The organism is Streptomyces sp. NPDC055243, assembly GCF_044544025.1.
GTDB lineage: Bacteria > Actinomycetota > Actinomycetes > Streptomycetales > Streptomycetaceae > Streptomyces.
The window spans coordinates 51,903-69,641 of the sequence record NZ_JBITWR010000013.1 but is presented as its reverse complement, the minus strand read 5'-3'; the positions used below and the strand labels follow the sequence as shown (position 1 = coordinate 69,641).

The 17,739-nt window shown below is 71.5% G+C and carries 16 protein-coding genes; 10 read left to right on the top strand and 6 right to left on the bottom strand.

Going from position 1 to position 17,739, the window contains the following annotated elements:
• Positions 1 to 211: 211 nt before the first annotated feature.
• Positions 212 to 883, top strand: a complete 672-nt coding sequence (locus ACIGXX_RS31775; RefSeq protein ID WP_351164270.1) for a class I SAM-dependent methyltransferase — start codon at positions 212 to 214, stop codon at positions 881 to 883.
• Between the two features lie 8 nt (positions 884 to 891).
• Here ACIGXX_RS31775 and ACIGXX_RS31770 read toward each other — a convergent pair whose 3' ends face one another.
• Entirely contained in the window at positions 892 to 1,254 is a 363-nt protein-coding gene (locus ACIGXX_RS31770) for a VOC family protein (protein WP_351164268.1), read from the bottom strand.
• A 50-nt stretch (positions 1,255 to 1,304) separates the two neighbouring features.
• On the opposite strand from ACIGXX_RS31770, the gene ACIGXX_RS31765 reads away from it, so the two are divergent.
• Positions 1,305 to 1,655 carry a VOC family protein gene (locus ACIGXX_RS31765; protein WP_351164266.1) on the top strand — a complete coding sequence of 117 codons (351 nt, stop codon included), beginning with the start codon at positions 1,305 to 1,307 and terminating at the stop codon, positions 1,653 to 1,655.
• A 30-nt stretch (positions 1,656 to 1,685) separates the two neighbouring features.
• On the opposite strand, the gene ACIGXX_RS31760 is transcribed toward ACIGXX_RS31765, so the two are convergent.
• Positions 1,686 to 2,057, bottom strand: coding sequence for a fic family toxin-antitoxin system, toxin component (locus tag ACIGXX_RS31760; RefSeq protein WP_351164265.1), 372 nt, complete (start codon positions 2,055 to 2,057; stop codon positions 1,686 to 1,688).
• A 4-nt stretch (positions 2,058 to 2,061) separates the two neighbouring features.
• A complete protein-coding gene (locus ACIGXX_RS31755) occupies positions 2,062 to 2,289 on the bottom strand; it encodes an antitoxin (protein ID WP_190078868.1) in 228 nt (75 codons plus the stop codon).
• A 233-nt stretch (positions 2,290 to 2,522) separates the two neighbouring features.
• Here ACIGXX_RS31755 and ACIGXX_RS31750 point away from each other — a divergent pair, with 233 nt between their 5' ends.
• From ACIGXX_RS31750 to ACIGXX_RS31740, 3 genes are read left to right on the top strand one after another with little or no spacing between them, the layout of a single operon-like run.
• Entirely contained in the window at positions 2,523 to 3,377 is an 855-nt protein-coding gene (locus ACIGXX_RS31750) for an ABC transporter ATP-binding protein (RefSeq protein ID WP_383821346.1), read from the top strand.
• Positions 3,378 to 3,390: 13 nt separating this feature from the next.
• The gene (locus ACIGXX_RS31745) at positions 3,391 to 5,955 is read left to right on the top strand and encodes an ABC transporter permease (protein WP_399980752.1); all 2,565 of its coding nucleotides are present in this window, start codon (positions 3,391 to 3,393) and stop codon (positions 5,953 to 5,955) included.
• Between the two features lie 48 nt (positions 5,956 to 6,003).
• Positions 6,004 to 6,894 carry an LLM class F420-dependent oxidoreductase gene (locus tag ACIGXX_RS31740; RefSeq protein ID WP_351164261.1) on the top strand — a complete coding sequence of 297 codons (891 nt, stop codon included), beginning with the start codon at positions 6,004 to 6,006 and terminating at the stop codon, positions 6,892 to 6,894.
• A gap of 18 nt (positions 6,895 to 6,912) precedes the next feature.
• On the opposite strand, the gene ACIGXX_RS31735 is transcribed toward ACIGXX_RS31740, so the two are convergent.
• Both ACIGXX_RS31735 and ACIGXX_RS31730 read right to left on the bottom strand, forming a co-directional pair.
• Positions 6,913 to 8,529: a PQQ-binding-like beta-propeller repeat protein gene (locus tag ACIGXX_RS31735; protein WP_399980748.1), complete on the bottom strand. Its 1,617-nt coding sequence runs from the start codon at positions 8,527 to 8,529 to the stop codon at positions 6,913 to 6,915.
• 136 nt (positions 8,530 to 8,665) lie between these two features.
• On the bottom strand, positions 8,666 to 10,234 hold the full coding sequence (locus ACIGXX_RS31730) for a PQQ-binding-like beta-propeller repeat protein (RefSeq protein ID WP_361466792.1): 1,569 nt from the start codon (positions 10,232 to 10,234) through the stop codon (positions 8,666 to 8,668).
• Between the two features lie 100 nt (positions 10,235 to 10,334).
• On the opposite strand from ACIGXX_RS31730, the gene ACIGXX_RS31725 reads away from it, so the two are divergent.
• The 4 genes from ACIGXX_RS31725 (at position 10,335) to ACIGXX_RS31710 (ending at position 14,940) form a co-directional block, all read left to right on the top strand.
• Positions 10,335 to 10,760 (top strand): GNAT family N-acetyltransferase, encoded by a 426-nt coding sequence (locus ACIGXX_RS31725; protein ID WP_399980745.1) that lies wholly within the window; start codon positions 10,335 to 10,337, stop codon positions 10,758 to 10,760.
• 181 nt (positions 10,761 to 10,941) lie between these two features.
• On the top strand, positions 10,942 to 12,273 hold the full coding sequence (locus tag ACIGXX_RS31720) for a hemolysin family protein (RefSeq protein WP_351164256.1): 1,332 nt from the start codon (positions 10,942 to 10,944) through the stop codon (positions 12,271 to 12,273).
• Positions 12,270 to 13,283 carry a hemolysin family protein gene (locus ACIGXX_RS31715; RefSeq protein ID WP_351164255.1) on the top strand — a complete coding sequence of 338 codons (1,014 nt, stop codon included), beginning with the start codon at positions 12,270 to 12,272 and terminating at the stop codon, positions 13,281 to 13,283. Before ACIGXX_RS31720 ends, ACIGXX_RS31715 begins: the two co-directional genes overlap by 4 nt.
• Positions 13,284 to 13,293: 10 nt before the next feature.
• Positions 13,294 to 14,940, top strand: a complete 1,647-nt coding sequence (locus ACIGXX_RS31710) for an ABC-F family ATP-binding cassette domain-containing protein (protein ID WP_399980741.1) — start codon at positions 13,294 to 13,296, stop codon at positions 14,938 to 14,940.
• On the opposite strand, the gene ACIGXX_RS31705 is transcribed toward ACIGXX_RS31710, so the two are convergent.
• Positions 14,925 to 15,173 carry a holin gene (locus tag ACIGXX_RS31705; RefSeq protein ID WP_351164253.1) on the bottom strand — a complete coding sequence of 83 codons (249 nt, stop codon included), beginning with the start codon at positions 15,171 to 15,173 and terminating at the stop codon, positions 14,925 to 14,927. The genes ACIGXX_RS31710 and ACIGXX_RS31705 overlap by 16 nt on opposite strands.
• A gap of 307 nt (positions 15,174 to 15,480) precedes the next feature.
• On the opposite strand from ACIGXX_RS31705, the gene ACIGXX_RS31700 reads away from it, so the two are divergent.
• Positions 15,481 to 17,697, top strand: a complete 2,217-nt coding sequence (locus tag ACIGXX_RS31700) for a glycosyl hydrolase (RefSeq protein ID WP_361466784.1) — start codon at positions 15,481 to 15,483, stop codon at positions 17,695 to 17,697.
• Positions 17,698 to 17,739: the final 42 nt, after the last annotated feature.

Genomic DNA, 17,739 nt, shown 5'->3' with positions numbered 1-17,739 from the left:
CGTGGTCGGCGGCCTCAGCAGCGGCCTCGTCCTCGGCGCCCGGTACCTGCGTGAGTCCCCGGGTGGTGCCGCTCGTGCCGCCACCCCCGCATCTTCCCGAACACGCGCCGCGCCGCGTCGGCGGCGGGGCGACTCGGGGGCGTGCGCGTGGGGGAAAGCCGCGCTGCCGGGGCACCATTGCGGTATCCGCTCGCCCCGTCGAGGAGGGCCCATGTCACCTCGCTCCGCCAAGGCCGCGTCCCGGGACGCCGTGCATCACCCCGTCTTCGCCCGCTTCTACGCCCGTCACAGCGTGGCCGCCGAGCCCGTGATCGCCGCGTACCGCAAGGAGCTGCTCGCCGGGCTCTCCGGGCGCGTGATCGAGGTCGGTGCGGGAAACGGTCTGAACTTCGCGCACTATCCGACGGCGGTCTCCGAGGTCGTGGCCATCGAACCGGAGCGCATGCTGCGGCAGTTGGCCGCCGACGCGGCCGTGCGGGCCGACGTACCGGTCGATGTCGTGCCCGGCGTCGCCGAGGCGCTGCCCGTCAAGAGCGAGGCCTTCGACGGCGTCGTGGCCTCGCTGGTGCTGTGCAGCGTGCGCGACGTGCCCCGCGCCCTCGCCGAGCTGCGGCGCGTCCTGCGCCCCGGCGGCGAGCTGCGCTTCTTCGAGCACGGCGTGGCTCCGGGCGCGGGGATGGCGGTCGCGCAGCGCGTACTGGACCGGACGGTCTGGCCCCTGCTCTTCGGCGGCTGCCACGTCGCGCGGGACACCGTGGGCGCCCTGCGCGCCGCGGGCTTCGAACTCGGCCCGTATCGCAGGCTGTTGGTGCCGCCGAAGGGGCCGAAGCTGCCCTCTTCTTACTGCGTGCTCGGCACGGCCCGGCGGCCGGAGCACGACTAGGGCGGACCTCAGATCACCTGCGTGAGGTTGACCGCGTTGCCGTCCGGGTCCTTGATGTGCGCCACGCGCTGCCCCCACGGCATGTCGTTGGCCGGACCGAGCGCCTCCCCGCCCAGGGCGTCCACCCGCTCGAGGAGGTCGTCCACCTCCGCCACCGCCACGCTCAGCAGAATCCGCTGCGCCGTGCCGAGCGGCACGCTCGCGTCCGCGACGACGCCGAGCTCCGAGTCGCCGATGCGCAGGTCGACGAAGAACGCGGGCCCCTCCTCCGGGGTCCTCGACACCTCCTCGGCCCCGAGCAGCTCCTGGTAGAACCGCAACAGGCGGTCGAGATCAGGGGTGATGATCATCGGCTGGATGGCGGCGGGCATGGGCGTCCTCCTGAAGTGCGGCTCTCTCCCACCGAACCTATCCTCGCCGCATGATCAATGGTGCGCACCTCATCATCTACAGCAACGACGCCGAAGCCGACCGGGCCTTCTTCCGGGACGTACTGGAGTACCCGCACGTCGACGCGGGAGGCGGCTGGCTGATCTTCAGGCTGCCGCCCGCCGAGGCCGCCATTCATCCCACCCCCGGGCCCGAGTCCCACGAGCTCTATCTGATGTGCGACGACGTGGCGGCGACGGTGCGTGAACTGACCGCCAGGGGCGTGAAGTTCACCCAGCCGGTCACCGACGCCGGCTGGGGTCTGCTCACCCGCTTCAAGCTGCCGGGCGGCGGCGAGGTCGGCATGTACGAGCCGCGCCACCAGCGGGCCACCGACCTGTGAGGCGCTGCCGGACGGCGGCTCGTAGGGCGGCTACAGGCTCCACTTCCGCAGCTCGTCCGCGATGGCGTGCACGCTCGCCCCGTCCTCCTTCACCAGCCGGGCCAGTTCGCGCACCTGCTCGGGCGAGGTGACGACCTTCAGGCCGCTGGCGACCAGATAGGCGTAGGCGGCGGACGAGGCGAAGAGGGCGTTGGAGCGTTCCAGGGCGGGGATGTGCAGGAGGACCTGGAGCAGGGCGGCGGCGCGGTCGTGCGCGCTTTCGTAGACGGGCACACCGAATATCTCCGCCTCGTGCCGGCTGACGGCGGCCACCAGGGCACCCCAGTCGGTGACCTGCGGGTCTCCGGGCGTCTTGTGTTCGGCGATCATCAACAGCCAGGCAAGATCGATTCTGAGGTTCAAGGGCTTAACGACGACCCTCGCGCTCGGGACCGAACTCTTCGGCGAAGACGGATTCGTACTGCTTCATGAAGTCGGCGGCGGCCTCGACAAAGGTGTGACCGACCTCGCCGGCGTCCTGTTTGACCAGTTCCTCGATGTAGCGGTTCACGCTCATCCCGCGGGCAAGAGCGCGCTCGCGCGCGGCCCGGGCGGTGCCTTCGTCCACCCGCACGTTCAGCTGGGTCTTCGCCATCCCCTCAAGCTAGCGCCGCGGCGCTAGCACCGACAAGAGGGCATGGGAGGGCGCAGGGGCGCACAGGACGGCCGGGACCGGGCCGGGGGACGGAACCGGGACAACACACCCGGGACAGTGCCCCTTACATACGTCTTCGGTTCACGACCTTGGAGGGATACCGGCACCCGCCCCGACCCTCTACTCTCGGCAGGATTACGGGAGTTGGATCGGTCACGACCCAGGAGGCGGCCTTGTCCACACCTGCTTCTGCACCGGCCACCGGCCTCGCGGAGCCCGCCAAGGTCGCCGCCCGCGCACGCGGTCTGACCAAGGCGTACGGCTCCGGCGAGACCACCGTGCTCGCCCTCGACGCGGTCGACGTGGACATCGCACGCGGCCGCTTCACGGCGGTCATGGGCCCGTCCGGGTCGGGCAAGTCCACGCTCATGCATCTGCTCGCCGGGCTCGACACGGTCTCCGCGGGTCAGGTGTGGCTCGGCGACACCGAGATCACGGGGCTCAAGGAGCGGGAGCTGACGCAGCTGCGGCGGGACCGCATCGGATTCATGTTCCAGTCCTTCAACCTCATCCCCACCCTCAACGCCGTCGAGAACATCACGCTGCCGATGGACATCGCGGGCCAGCGCCCCGACCGTGCCTGGCTGGAGCACGTCATCGACACGCTCGGCCTGCGCGACCGCCTCAAACACCGGCCCGCCCAGCTCTCCGGCGGCCAGCAGCAGCGCGTGGCCTGCGCGCGGGCGCTCGCATCGCGCCCCGAGCTGATCTTCGCGGACGAGCCGACCGGCAACCTCGACTCGCGCGCGGGACTCGAAGTGCTCGGCTTCCTGCGCGAGGCTGTCGACAAGCTGGAGCAGACCGTCGTCATGGTCACCCACGACCCGGGCGCCGCCGCCCACGCCGACCTGGTGCTCTTCCTCGCGGACGGCCGCATCGTCGACGAGATGCCGCGCCCGACGGCGGAGTCGGTCCTCGAACGCCTCAAACGGTTCGACGTGATCCACGCGCTGCCACAGGAGAGCCGTCCCGAAGCCGACGGCTCCCAGGGCGTCCCGGGCGCCGACGGCGCTCCGGACCGGGACTGAGGCGGCTGCGGCGATGCTGAAGGCGACGCTCAGGAGCTTCCTCGCGCACAAGGGCAGGCTGCTGCTCTCCGCCCTCGCCGTGATCCTCTCGGTGGCGTTCGTCGCGGGCAGCCTCATCTTCTCGGACACGGTGGCCCGCACCTTCGACCGGCTCTTCGCCTCGACGTCCGCCGATGTGACCGTCGAGCCGAAGGAGAACCTCGACGAGGCGGTGCCGTCGGGGCAGACGCCGACGATCCCCGCCAAGCTCGCCGACCGCGTCGCCAAGGTCGACGGGGTCGCCCGCACGCGGGTGGACACGGCCGTGGAGAACATCACGGTCGTCGACAGCGAGAAGGAATCGGTGGGCTCCACCACCGGCGCCCCCACCATCGCCACCAACTGGTACGTCACCGACCGCAGCCCCGTCGAGCTGACATCGGGTCACGCCCCGCGCGGCGAGGACCAGGCGCTGCTCGACAAGGACACGGCCGACAAGAAGGACGTGAAGATCGGCGACACCCTCACGGTGCTCGCCGCGCCCGGCTCGTTCAAGGTCGAGGTCGTCGGCATCGTCACCTTCACCACCACCAACCCCGGCGCGGCCCTGGTCTTCCTGGACACCCCGACCGCCCAGCGTGAGCTCCTGGGCGACAAGGACGCGGCGACGGGCATCTCGGTGGACGCCGTTCCCGGCGTGAGCGACACCGAGCTCAAGCGCCGTATCGCCGCCGACCTCGGCTCGGGCTACGACCTGAAGACCGCCGACGAACAGGCCGACTCGGCGGCGTCCGAACTGGGCGGGTTCCTGGACGTCATCAAGTACGTGATGCTCGGCTTCGCCGGTATCGCCGTCCTGGTCGGCATCTTCCTCATCGTCAACACCTTCTCGATGCTGATCGCGCAGCGCACCCGCGAACTGGGCCTGCTGCGCGCCCTTGGCGCCGACCGCAGGCAGGTCCGGCGCTCCGTGCTCACCGAGGCGGTCCTGCTCGGCGCGGTCGGCTCCACGGTCGGTCTCGCGGCGGGGATCGGTCTCGCGGTCGGGCTCATCGAGCTGATGGGCCTGTTCGGGATGAACCTGAAGTCCACCGAGATGGTCATCGGGTGGGGAACTCCCGTCGCCTCGTACGTCGTCGGGGTCGGCGTCACGTTCGTCGCGGCGTATCTCCCGGCCCGGCGTGCGGCGCACGTCTCGCCGATGGCGGCGCTCGCCGACGCGGAGATCGCGGGCGTGGGACGGCCGTTGAAGATCCGTGCCGCGGTCGGCCTGATCGTCGGGGCCGCGGGCGCCGCAGCGCTCGTGGGCTGCGCCACCGCGGAGAAGACCTCGTCGGCGGCGTCCCTGCTCGGCCTCGGCCTCGTCCTCACCCTGATCGCCACCGTGATCGCGGGACCGCTCCTGGTCCGCCCGGTGATCCGGGTGCTCGGCGGCGCGTTCCCCGCCCTGTTCGGCTCGGTCGGCCGGATGAGCCAGCGCAACGCGCTGCGCAACCCGCGCCGCACGGGCGCCACGGCCGCCGCGCTGATGGTGGGGCTCGCGCTGGTGAGCGGCATGTCGGTGGCGAGCGCGTCGATGACCAAGTCGTTCGACGAGCAGATCGACAAGACGCTGGGCGCCGACTTCGTCGTACAGAACAGCAACTTCATGCCCTTCTCGCAGGAGATCACCGAGAAGGTGCGGGACACCGACGGCGCCGGGCTCGTGGTGCGCCAGCGGTTCGCGCCCGTGAAGGTGTCCATGCCGGACGGCAAGAACGTGGAGACGACCGCGGCGGGCTACGACACGCGCCTGGACGACGTCGCCCGCGTCACGTACGTCGAGGGCGACACCGCTCGGGCGCTCGCGCCCGGCAGCATCGCCATGCAGCGGGACTTCGCGCGGGACCACAAGGTGCGGATGGGCTCCGAGCTGCCCGTGGAGTTCCCCGGCGGACGCAGGACGGAGCTGACGGTGGGCGCGCTCACCGACCAGCCGGGAGCCGAGGGGTTCGGCGTCGAGGGCGGGATCTTCTTCGGGATGCAGACGGTCGAGGAGTACGTGCCGGGCGGCCAGGACTCCGCGCTGTACGTGAACGCGGCATCGGGCACGAACGACGACACGCTGCGCGACCGGCTGGAGAAGACCCTCGACCCGTATCCGCAGGTCCAGGTCCGCGACCAGGCCGACTACAAGGAACTGATCCGCGAGCAGATCGCCGTGATGCTCTACCTCGTCTACGCCCTGCTCGGCCTGGCGATCATCATCGCGGTGCTCGGCGTGGTCAACACCCTTGCCCTGTCGGTCGTCGAGCGCACCCGCGAGATCGGTCTGCTGCGCGCCATCGGGCTCGCCCGGCGCCAGCTGCGCCGGATGATCCGCCTGGAGTCGGTGGTGATCGCGGTGTTCGGCGCGCTGCTCGGGCTCGCGCTCGGTCTGGTGTGGGGCGTCGCGGCGCAGCAGGTGCTCGCGCTACAGGGCATGACGGCGTTCGCGATCCCCTGGACGACCGTGATCGCGGTGCTGATCGGATCGGTGGTCGTCGGCCTCGCGGCGGCGCTGCTGCCCGCGCTGCGTGCGTCGCGCATGAATGTGCTGGCGGCCATCGCGCACGAGTGATGGACTGGGGCGGTCGTTCCCAACTGTGCGTACGCGTGGGGAGAGTTCATGAGCCGCCCGTTCCGTTTCGGTGTCAACATGGTCACCGCTTCCACCGGCGACGCGTGGCGCGAGAAGTGCCGCAAGGCGGAGGCGCTCGGCTACGACGTCATCCTGGTGGCCGACCATCTCGGCATGCCCGCCCCGTTCCCTTCGGTCGTCGCCGCCGCCGAGGCCACCGAGCGGCCACGCGTCGGGACGTTCGTGCTGAACGCCGGGTTCTGGAACCCCATGCTGCTCGCCCGCGAGGTGGCGACCACGGACGCGCTCACGGACGGCCGCCTGGAGCTGGGGCTCGGCACGGGCTACGTCAAACCGGAGCACGACGCGGCCGGCCTGCCCTGGGGCACGCCCGGTGAGCGCGTGGGCCATCTCCGGCGCACCGTAGAGGAGTTGGACCGGCTCCTCGGCTCCGAGGAGCACCAGCCGCGGCCTGTGCAGAAACCCCGGCCGCCGCTCCTCGTCGGCGGCAACGGCGACCGCATGCTGAAGCTGGCCGCCGAGCACGCCGACATCGCGGCGTTCACCGGCGCCAAGGTGGCCCCGGGCGACAGCAGCGGCAAGATGAGCCACCTCACGCCCGAGGAGCTGGACGAGCGGGTCGCCGCCTACCGGCGCTTCGCCGCGGGCCGCTCCGAACCGGCCGAGCTGAACCTGCTGATCCAGCTGGTCGAGGTGACCGACGACCGCCGGGGAGCGGTCAAACCGGTCCTGGAGCACATCCCGCATCTCACCGAGGACGAGGCCCTCGCCCTGCCGCTCCTGCTGATCGGCACCGTCCGGCAGATCGCGGACCAGGTGCGCGCCCAGCGGGAGCGGTACGGCTTCTCCTACATCACCGTCCTCGAACCGTACTTCGAGGCGTTCGGTCCGGTCATCGAGGAGCTGCGCGGCGAGTGAGGGCTCGCCGCGCGTCGGCTACTTCGCGGCGAACCCGTACATCATGATCGTCTCCTTGCCCTTCGTCGACGGCTTCGCGAGCAGGTCGGAGCTGAGGTAGAGCGTGTTCTTCCTGAAGAGCAGTTCGGACCTCAAGGGCGACAGCATGCTCGGCCGGGTGGTGGCGTCCAGGAGCACCGTCTCCTTCTTCAGCGTCCTGCCGTCGACGGAGACGACCTGCGTGACGGGGGCGCTCTTGTAGACGAGTACGTTCCCGCCGTCCATGCGGATCGGGAAGATGGGGGAACTGTCGCCCGCCTCCATCTTCTGCCCCGTGGTCTTTCCGGTGGCCAGGGAGAAGACCACGATGTCGTTCGTCGACGAGAACTCCTTGACCCCGTCGCGCTGTTTGGTGGGCACGTAGAGCTTGTCGTTGCCCACCACGATGCCCCGGCAGTCCTGGACGATGGACGCGGTGCCGCACTCGTGCAGGTACTTGTCGTCCGGCAGGGGAATCCGCGTGCGCCGCTCGCCCCGTTCGTCGAGGGAGAAGACGTCCGTGGCGCCGGACGCGCTGATCTCACCGGAGTCGAGGGCGACGACCACCGGCTCGGTGGAGATCACGCTGGGGGCCCGGACGCCCGCGGGCAGCTTGTGGGTCCACCGGGACTTTCCCGTGGCCGGGTCGATGAGCTGGACCTTGAACCGTTCCGATCCGTACTCACCGCAGGAGCGGACCGCGACCAGCCGCGCGCCGCCTCCGTAGCCGACGTCGCGGCACTTGTCCCCCTGCTTCGGCTCCCACAGGATGTCGCCGCTCCGCAGATCGAACGCCGCGCCGCCGTACAGGCCGCCGACGGCGACCGTGTCACCGCTGATGGTGACCTGGTTGAAGGCCGTCTTCTCCTTCTGGTAGCCGATGGTGAGCGACTTGGTCCACAGCTTCTTGCCCTTGTCGACGTCGAACGCGGTGACCTCGGTGCACGGGGCGCGGAAGCCGCGGTCGTCGTGCACCTTGGCCCCCGTGACGACCACGGCGACGCCGCCCTTGCCGACGTCCGGGGAGCCCGCGCACGCCATGCCGGGCTTGGGCAGGGTCCACCTGTCCTCCCCCGTGGTGGCGTCGAGACCCACGATCTTGTCGACCGACGCCTTGGCGTACACCTTGTCGGTCAGCCAGGAGCCCTTGGTCTGCCAGGTGTTCTCCCCCTTGGGCAGCTCGGGCTGCACGCCCGACGCCTTGAAGTAGGCCTTCGGATCGGCGGGCGCCTTCTCCTGGGGCTTCACGTACCGGGGCTTGGCTCGGTCACCGGCGGGCTTGGCCGCGGTCTTGTCCTTGCCGTCGCCGGAGGAGACGGCGTACCAGACACCGCCGCCCGCGATCAGTCCGATGGCTGCGACGACGGAGACGACGATCGCGGTGCGGCGCCCGCGCCGGCTGCCTCCCGGTCCCGGTGGCGGGCTGGGGTCGGGTATCGACTGGTAGACCTGATGCGGGCCGAAGCCGCTGGGCGGCGGGGCGAGAGGCGGGCCGAAGCCGGGGGTCTGCCCCTGCTGGGGCGGGCCGAAGGCGCCTTGCGGGGACGGGCCGAAGCCGCCCTGGGGAGGCTGCGGGCCCTGCGGGGACTGCTCGGGCGGCGGGAAGGGCTGCGTCATCGTGGCTCCACTGCTGGGGCGGGTGGGGGTGTCTGCTGCGGGGGCGAGGCCTGGGCCCGGCCGCCCGCGGGGGCACGGGGGTGCCCGGTGCGGGGCTTCACCGGGCGAAGGCGAGCATGCGCCCGGGGCGGGAGCCTCACCGGGCGAAGGCGAGCATGCGGGCGTTGCCCTCCTCGCCCTTGCCGCCGTGGCTCTTGCCGGACAGGAGCGTGGGGGTCACGAAGAACCGCCCGTCGGCGTACAGGGTGTGGCCGGCGAACATCCCGGCTTCCATCTCCTGGGCCGCCGAGGTGTGGCGCAGGAGCACGTCCGGCTTGCCGCCACCGGGGCCGAACCGCACGGTCTGCCCGTTCTTGCCGCTCTGCGCCTGTACGTAGACGACCGTTCCGCGCCGGTCGGCGCCGCCCACCGCCACCGGCGTGATCTGCCGCCCGCCGTCGACCGCTCCGGTCCACTTGGCCTTCCCCGTACGGAGATCGAAGGCGACGATCTTGTTGGGTCCAAGGACGCCGTCCTTGGGCTCGGTCGCCAGGTAGAGCGTGTCCGCGCCGACCGCGGCCCCCGGGCAGTTCTGGACGCCCTCGCCGGAGTCTCCCGCCCCGGCGCACATCTCGAACGCGTGCGGGCCCTTGTCGGCGGTGATCCAGGAGCGCTGCTCTCCCTTGTCGTCGACGGCGACGACGGCCCACCTGTCCATCTCCTCGCGGTTCTGGACGGTGATCACGACGGGGTCGACGGAGTAGACCTTCCGGATGCCCCAGCCCTTCTTCGTCCGGTAGCTCCACTTGACGTCACCGGTGCGGGGGTCGAGCTTCTTGAGCCGGCCGTGCGTGCCGGGGCTCCCCGGCACGCAGGACTCCACCTGGAGCAGCGCCGTGCCACCCGCGACGCCGTCCATGGAGCAGTTGCCCTCCCGCTCCCGCTTGGTCGTGTACAGCCGCTTGCCGTCGCCGATCCGGTAGGCGCGCATGGTGGCGCTCTGGTCGACCAGGACGGTGCTGCCCGTGATGGAGACGTGGGTCATGCTGGTGTCGTCCCAGAAGCCGCCCGCGGTGAGCTCCTTGTGCCAGCCCTTCTCGCCGGTCTTCAGGTCGATCATCCGCAGCTGGTCGCACTTCGAGCTCTGCTCGGACTTCCTCTTCGTGTACGCGACGACGACCTTGCCGTCCGGTGTGGGGTTCACCGGTGTGTCGCACACCGGACCGGGCAGCGGCACCGTCCACGCCTTGGAGCCGTCCGCGGTCTTGTAGCCGGTGACCTCGTTGTACTCGGCCTGGGCCACGATCCCGGGCACGTGCCAGAGGTCCTGGAGCTGCGCGCCCTTGCCGGGCAGCTCCAGGTCGTTCATGGCGGCCCAGGCCTTGGCCTCACCGGGCTTGCGCCCCGCGTTGACGTCGATCACCTCGGCCGATCCGTCGTCCTTCGCGTCGGCGTCCCCGTCCGGCTCGGCCGACTCCCCCTCGCGGTCGGGCGACTGACGTGTCTGCGCCGCGACGGGCTCACGGGAACCGTTACCGCTCCCGCCGTCATCTCCCTGGGTGACGGCATAGAGGCCCACGCCGATCAGGACCAGGGCGACGGCGCCGGCACCGATGGCGACGCCGAGCCTCCGCGGGCGGCCCGGGGTGGGCGGGGCGGGTGGCGGCTGGGCGTAGGGGTTGCCGGGGACCGGCTGGTGCACCGGCTGGGACTCACGATTGACCATGAGTGAGATTCTCGCCCAAACAGCGCCGTTTCTAGAGTCTTTTTCTAGAAAAAGTTTATACCGTTCGCCAGACAGGGCGCCGCGCTGCTTACATCTGCCCATGAGCGATCTCCACATCCGCCGCGCGACCCCATCGGACATCGACGCCGTCCTGCGGTTCTGGCGCGAGGCCGCGGAGGGAACGAGCATCAGCGACGACCGCGACGGAGTGGCCCGCCTCGTCGCACGCGACCCCGAGGCCCTGCTGCTCGCGGAGCGCGACGGCATCCTCGCGGGCACCGCGATAGCCGGCTTCGACGGCTGGCGCTGCCACCTCTACCGCCTCGCCGTGCACCCCGACCACCGCCGCCAGGGCATCGGCTCGGCGCTGCTCGCCGCGGCGGAGGAGCGCTTCGTGGGCCTCGGCGGGCGCCGTGGCGACGCCATGGTCCTCGACCGCAACGAACAGGCCCACCACGCCTGGCACGCCGCGGGCTACGCGCCCCAGCCGCAGTGGAGCCGCTGGGTGAAGCACCTCACCGACTGACCGGCCGAACCCGGGGTACCCGAGATCGGTCCGCAGGAGTGGGCTTTGCTGGTCCTTTAACATGGACGGACCACTCGAACGTCAACGAAAGGTGTGAGCGTCCGCCCATGGGCGAGCCTCCCAGTACCCGACATCGCGCATTCCCCCGGTCCCTGCCCGATCATGGGACGGAGGTGACCCGATGACCGAAGTGCTCCTGCTCCTCGCGGCGGTGCTGCTCTCGCTGGCCTGCGGCGTCTTCGTCGCGGCGGAGTTCTCCCTCACGACGGTCGAGCGCAGCGAACTGGAGCGCGCCTCCGAACGCGGCGAGCGCGGCGCCGCCGGCGCCCTCAAGGCGGTCAAGAACCTCACCTTCCAGCTCTCCGGGGCCCAGCTGGGCATCACCGTGACCAACCTGGTCGTCGGCATGCTCTCCGAGTCCTCCATCGCCAAGCTGATCTCGGGCCCGCTGCGCGCCATGGGCATCCCCTCGTCGGCGGCCTCGTCGGTGGCCCTGGTCATCGGCACGGCCCTGTCGACGGTCTTCCTGATGGTCGTCGGCGAGCTGGTCCCCAAGAACTGGGCGATCTCGTCCCCGCTGGCCGTCGCCAAACGGGTGGCGACCCCGCAGCGCCTGTTCAGCTCCCTGTTCCGCCCCTTCATCGCGCATCTGAACAACACCGCGAACCGCTCCGTACGCCGCTTCGGCATCCAGCCCACCGAGGAGCTGGCCTCCGCGCGCAGCCCCAAGGAGCTGGTGGCCCTCGCCCGGCACTCCGCGAAGGAGGGGTCCCTGGAGGCGGACACCGCCGAGCTGTTCGTGCGCACCCTCAACCTCGCCGACCTCACCGCGGAGAACGTGATGACGCCGCGCGTCCAGGTCATGGCCCTGGACGTCCTCGCCACCTGTGAGGATGTCGCGAACGCCACCCGGGCGACGGGCCTGTCCCGCTTCCCCGTCTACCGCGGCAACCTCGACTCGGTCGTCGGCGTCGCGCACATCAAGGACGTCCTGGCGGTACCGGCCGAGCGCCGGGCGCGCTTCCCGGTCGCCGAGCTGATGCGCGAGCCCCTCCTCGTACCGGAGTCGCTGACCGTCGACCGGCTGCTCGACCGGCTCTCCGGCAAGCGCACGATGGCCGTGGTCATCGACGAGTACGGCGGCACGGCCGGCGTCGCGACCCTGGAGGACATCGTCGAGGAGGTCGTCGGCGAGGTCCGCGACGAGCACGACCCGCACGAGACGCCCGACATCGCCGCCGCGGGCGCGGACGACGACGGCCGCACGCGGTACTCCGCCGACGGCTCGGCCCGCACCGACCAGCTGGCCCGCGTCGGCCTGCGCGCGCCGGACGGACCCTACGAGACGCTCGCCGGGCTCGTCGCGACCGAGCTGGGCCGCATCCCCGCCGAGGGCGACAGCGTCGAGGTGGGTGGCTGGCGGCTCGACGTCGTGGACGCCCGCGGCCGCCGCGCCGCCCGCGTCCTGCTGCACGCACCCCCGCACGACGACCACCAGGAGGAGGAGCGATGATCGCCGTCCAGTTGCTGATCGGCCTGGCGACCCTCGTCGTCAACGCCTTCTTCGTGGGCGCCGAGTTCGCCCTCATCTCCGTACGAAGGAGCCAGATCGAGCCGTACGCGGAGGACGGCGACCGGCGTGCCAAGAGCGTGCTGTGGGGCCTGCAGCACGTCTCCGCGCTGCTCGCCGCGGCGCAGCTCGGCATCACGCTGTGCACGCTGGTGCTCGGCATCGTCGCCGAACCGGCGATCGCGCACCTCCTGGAGCCGATGTTCGACGGGGTCGGGGTGCCGCACGGACTGGTCCACCCGATCTCCTTCGTCATCGCCCTGACGGTGGCGACGTACCTGCACATGCTGCTCGGCGAGATGATCCCCAAGAACATCTCGCTGGCCGAGCCGGTGCGCACGGCGCTGCTGCTCGGTCCGCCGCTGGTGGCGACCGCGCGGGCGCTGCGCCCGGTCATCTTCGCGATCAACGCGTTCGCCAACGGCCTCCTGAAGCTGCTCAGGGTCGAGGCGAAGGACGAGGTGAGCGCGTCCTTCTCGGACGACGAGCTCGCCCGGATGGTCAAGGACTCCAGCGAGGCGGGTCTCATCGACGACCGCGCCCAGGAGCGGCTGCACGACGCCCTGGAGCTGGGCCGCCGCCCCGTGAGGGACGTGGTGCTGCCGCTGGAGAGCGTGGTCTACGCCCGGGTGGGCGTGACACCGGAGGAGCTGGAGCGGCTTTCGGCGGAGTCCGGTTTCTCGCGCTTTCCCGTCGTGGACGACGGCCGTCGTATCGTCGGCTATCTGCACGTCAAGGACGCGCTCGACCGGATGCCCCGCGATCTGCCGTTCCGGGTGCCGGACATGCGGAAGATCGCCCAGGTCCGCGAGACGACGCCGCTGGACGACGTGCTGACCGCGATGCGCGGCAGCCGCACGCACGTGGCGGCGGTGCTCGGCTCGGACGGCAGGCTGGCCGGCATGGTCACGATGGAGGACGTACTGCGGGAGCTGTTCGGTCAGCCCGCCTGACGCGAGGGGGATGCGCGCCGTGAGTCAACTCGTCCTGCGCGACGTGTCGTACGGATATCCGGAGCGGCCCGTTCTCGAACGGGTCTCCCTGTCGGTGCGGCCCGGCGAGAAGGCGTGTGTCATCGGTGAGAACGGCTCGGGGAAGTCGACGCTCCTGCGCCTGATGGCGGGCGAGTTCGTGCCCGCCGACGGCGAGGTGGCCGTCGTCTCGGACGGCGGCACCGGCTATCTCGCGCAGACCCTGCGCCTGCCGCCGCACGCCACCGTGCAGGACGCGGTGGACGACGCGCTCGCCGAGCTGCGGGACCTGGAGCGGCGCATCCGGGAGGCGGAGGACTCGCTGGGCTCGGCGGGGCCGGACGGACTCGCCGCGTACGGGGACCTCGTCGCGGCCTTCGAGGCACGTGAGGGCTACCGCGCCGACGCGCGCCTGGAAGCCGCGCTGCACGGCCTCGGCGTCCCCCATCTGGAGCGTTCGCGCCCCCTGGGGTCGCTCTCCGGCGGCGAGGCGGCGCGCCTCGCGCTCGCCTGCGTCCTGGCGCCGCAGCCCGAACTGCTGCTCCTGGACGAGCCGACGAACCACCTGGACGACCAGGCGCTCGGCTGGCTCGAGGAGCGGTTGCGCGCGCACCGGGGCACGGTCGTCGCCGTCACCCACGACCGCGTCTTCCTCGACCGGGTCGCCGAGGTGATCGTCGAGGTCGACGGCGACCGCAGGTCCGTGGCGCGCTTCGGCGGCGGCTGGCACGGCTACCTGGAGCAGCGCGCCACGGCCCGGCGCCGCTGGGAGGAGCGCTACAGGAAGTGGAGCGAGGAGGTCGCGCGCCAGGAGCGACTCGCGGAGGGCGGTTGTGACCGCCTGGCGACGGGCTGGCGGATGAGTGAAAGCCCGCGCTTCGCGGGCCACCAGCGGTCGGTGGAGGGCCAGATCTCCGGTCTCGTCCGCAACGCGCGCGAGCGGCTGCGCAGGCTGCACGCGGAGCCGGTGCCGCGCCCGCCCGACCCGCTGCACTTCACGCCCGGCGAGGGCATCGAGGGCGGCGACCACCCCTTCGTACGCCCGGTCTGCCTGACCGGCGTCACGGTGGGCGAGCGCCTGACCGTCGATCACCTTCTCCTCGCCCCCGGTTCGCGCACGCTGGTGACCGGCGTGAACGGCGCGGGCAAGTCGACGCTGCTCGGCGTCCTGGCGGGAGTGCTGCCCCCGGACGGCGGGGACACCCAACTCCCTTCCCGCATCGGCTACTTGCCGCAAGAGATCGAGTACGTGACCGGCGAGGACACCACCCTCCCCCTGCTCGACGCGTTCGCGGCGGGCCTCGCGGGCCTGCCCGAGGACCACGCCCCGACGCTCCTGTCCCTCGGCCTGTTCCGCGAGGAGGATCTGGTGGTGCCGCTGAAGGGCCTCTCGGTGGGCCAGCGCCGCCGCCTGGCCCTGGCCCGCCTGGTGACCCGCCCGGCCGACCTCCTCCTGCTCGACGAACCGACGAACCACCTCTCCCCCGCGCTGGTCGAAGAGCTCGACGAGGCGCTTGCGGGCTACCGGGGCACGCTGGTGGTGGTCTCGCACGACCGAAGGCTGCGGGAGCGGTTCAAGGGCGAACGGCTCGCGGTGGAAGCGGGCCGCGTGGACCGGTCCGATCAGGGCCCGGCCTGACGGCTGCGGGCGGTGGGCGTCTCCATGATGCCGGGCCCGCGCGCCCCGACGTTCGCGGCGCCGACCGCCGTGAGGACGGCGAGCAGCGTCGCCATCCCCGCGGTGGCGAGCGCCGCCTTCCAGTCGACGTCCAGGAGGGTCGTCGCCCCGGCGACCAGGACGGCGGCGAGCGACTGCGCGAACGTACGCAGCGCACGCTCCGCGGTGGCCTTCCAAAATCCGGCGGTCCACATCTCTGGCCCACCCTTTCGTGGTTGACGGGTCATCAACACCCGGCATACCGCTGTCGGGTACCGGTGCCCAGGGGGCCTGCGCGTCGCACTCAGAGATCCCGGCGGGTTCGAGGACCACGATCTTGGCGCCGGCCGGGGCCGCCGCCTCGGTGAGCCGCCGCCGAACTCCCGCGGCACACACGCACACCCGGGCCCGTGCGGCACAACGGCCGGGTTGTGACCTTCTGCTCCCCCGTCCCCTCCCCTACCGTCGGCACAGCTTGAAATGGCCATGCCGAAGGACGTGGAAGGAAGAAGAGGGAAGCCCATGCGCAGACGCCTGCTTCACCTGCTCCTCGCCCCGCTCGCGGGTGTCCTGATGGTCACGGCACCGGCCTCCGCGGCGCCCCCGCCACCGGGGGACGTCTACCGCCCCGTACGCGGTCCCGCCGCGCCCGCCGAGTACCGCTACCTCCAGAAGACCGTCCCCGGAGAGTCGATTCCGCGCCACGCCCACGCGGACGCCGCCGCGCAGGCCCGCGAACTGCCCACCACCGGCGGCCGGTGGAAGTCCGTCGGGCCGACCAACATCGGCGGGCGCGTCGTCTCCCTCGCCCTCGACCCCAAGCGCGCGGACACCCTGTACGCCGCCGCGGCCAGCGGCGGCGTCTGGCGCAGCACGGACGCCGGGCAGACCTTCGAGTCCGCGTGGCCCGACGGCTGGACGCAGGCGATGGGCGCGCTCGCCACGGGGCCCGACGGCACCCTGTACGCGGGGACCGGCGAGCCCAACCCCGGCGGCGGCAGCATCACGTACGAGGGAACGGGCCTCTACCGCAGCACCGACGGCGGCAGGCACTGGAAGCAGTCCGGCCTTCGCGACTCGGGCGCGATCAGCGCCATCACGGTGGACCCGGCCAACCCGCGGCGCATCTACGTGGCCGCCGCGGGCTCGCTCTACAACGGCGGCGGTGACCGCGGCGTCTACCGCTCGGAGAACGGCGGCAGGACCTGGCAGCGCATCCTCACCGGGGCGAACGAGTTCACCGGCGCCACCGAGATCGTCGTCCGGGGCAAGCAGTTGTACGCCGTGCTGTGGGACCACCGCCGCACACCCGAACGCCGCACCTACGGCGGTGAGGGCTCCGGCATCTTCCGCTCCGGCGACGACGGCAGGACCTGGAAGCGGCTCGGCGGGGGCCTGCCCGCGCGGGGCCCGGACGTGGGGCGGATCGGTCTGGCCGTCGCGGGGGAGCGTGCCTACGCCATCGTCAACAAGACGGACGGCCCCTTCGAGGGCTTCTACGCCTCCACGGACGCGGGCGACACCTGGAAGCGGACCCCGGCCGACCAGAAGCTCACCGACTCGCAGTCCACGTTCGGCTGGTGGTTCGGCAAGATCTGGACCGACCCCCGCGACGCCGAGCACGTGCACGTCGCCGGCGTCCCGCTGATGACCTCCAAGGACGGTGCCGCCACCTGGACGGCCGACGACACCAGCATCCACGTCGACCAGCACGCGATGATCTGGGACCCGCGCCGCCCCGGCCGCGTCTACTTGGGCAACGACGGCGGCGTCTACCGCTCCGACGCGAACGGCGACGGCGGCTGGGTCAAGGCGCGCCACGAGCCGTACACCCAGCTCTACAGCGCGGCGATATCCCCGCAGGACACCTCGCGGATCTCCGGGGGCTCGCAGGACAACGGCTCGATACGTTCCTGGGGAGGCGATCGCTTCAACGAGTACCTCGGCGGGGACGGCGAGGAGAACCTGATCAACCCGACCGACGTGAACAACGTCTACGCCTGCTACCAGTACGGCAACTGCTTCAGCTCCACCGACGGCGGCGACACGCTCACGTACTTCGCCGACAAGACCACGTATCTGCGCCGCAACTGGTTCACGCCGGTCGTCTTCGATCCCCGCGATCCGAAGATCCTCTACTACGGCTCCGAGGTGCTCAACCGCTCCACGGACGGCGGCGCCACCTGGCAGGCCATCAGCCCGGATCTGTCGGGCGGCCCCGGCCCCGACCCGATCTACACCAACTACGGCACGATCACCTCGATCGCCCCGGCCGCGGACGGCCGCACCGTCTACGCCGGCACGGACGACGGCCGCGTCTGGGTCACGAAGGACCGGGGCGCGCACTGGACGAAGCTCGCCGAGGGGCTCCCCTGGGTGACCCGCGTCGTCGTCGACCCGCGTGACGCCGACCGCGTGTACACCACGCACTCCGCCTACCGTTCCGGCTCCGGCACGCCGCACGTCTACGGCAGTACGGACGGCGGAGCGCACTGGAGGAACCTGTCCGGCAACCTGCCGGACGCGCCCGTCAACGACCTCGTCATCGCACGGGGCGGCACGCTCCACATCGGCACCGACCAGGGTGTGTTCACCTCGGGCGCCAAGGGAGGCCACTGGACGCGCCTGGGCCGCGGGATGCCCGCGGTGCCGGTCGACGACATCGAGTACGACGCGGGCAACCACCGCCTGGTGGCCGCGACCTTCGGCAGGGGTTTCTACGAGCTGAACACCGCCTGATCCACGGGACGGGCAACTGCTCCGCTCCCGGCGGCAGTCGAG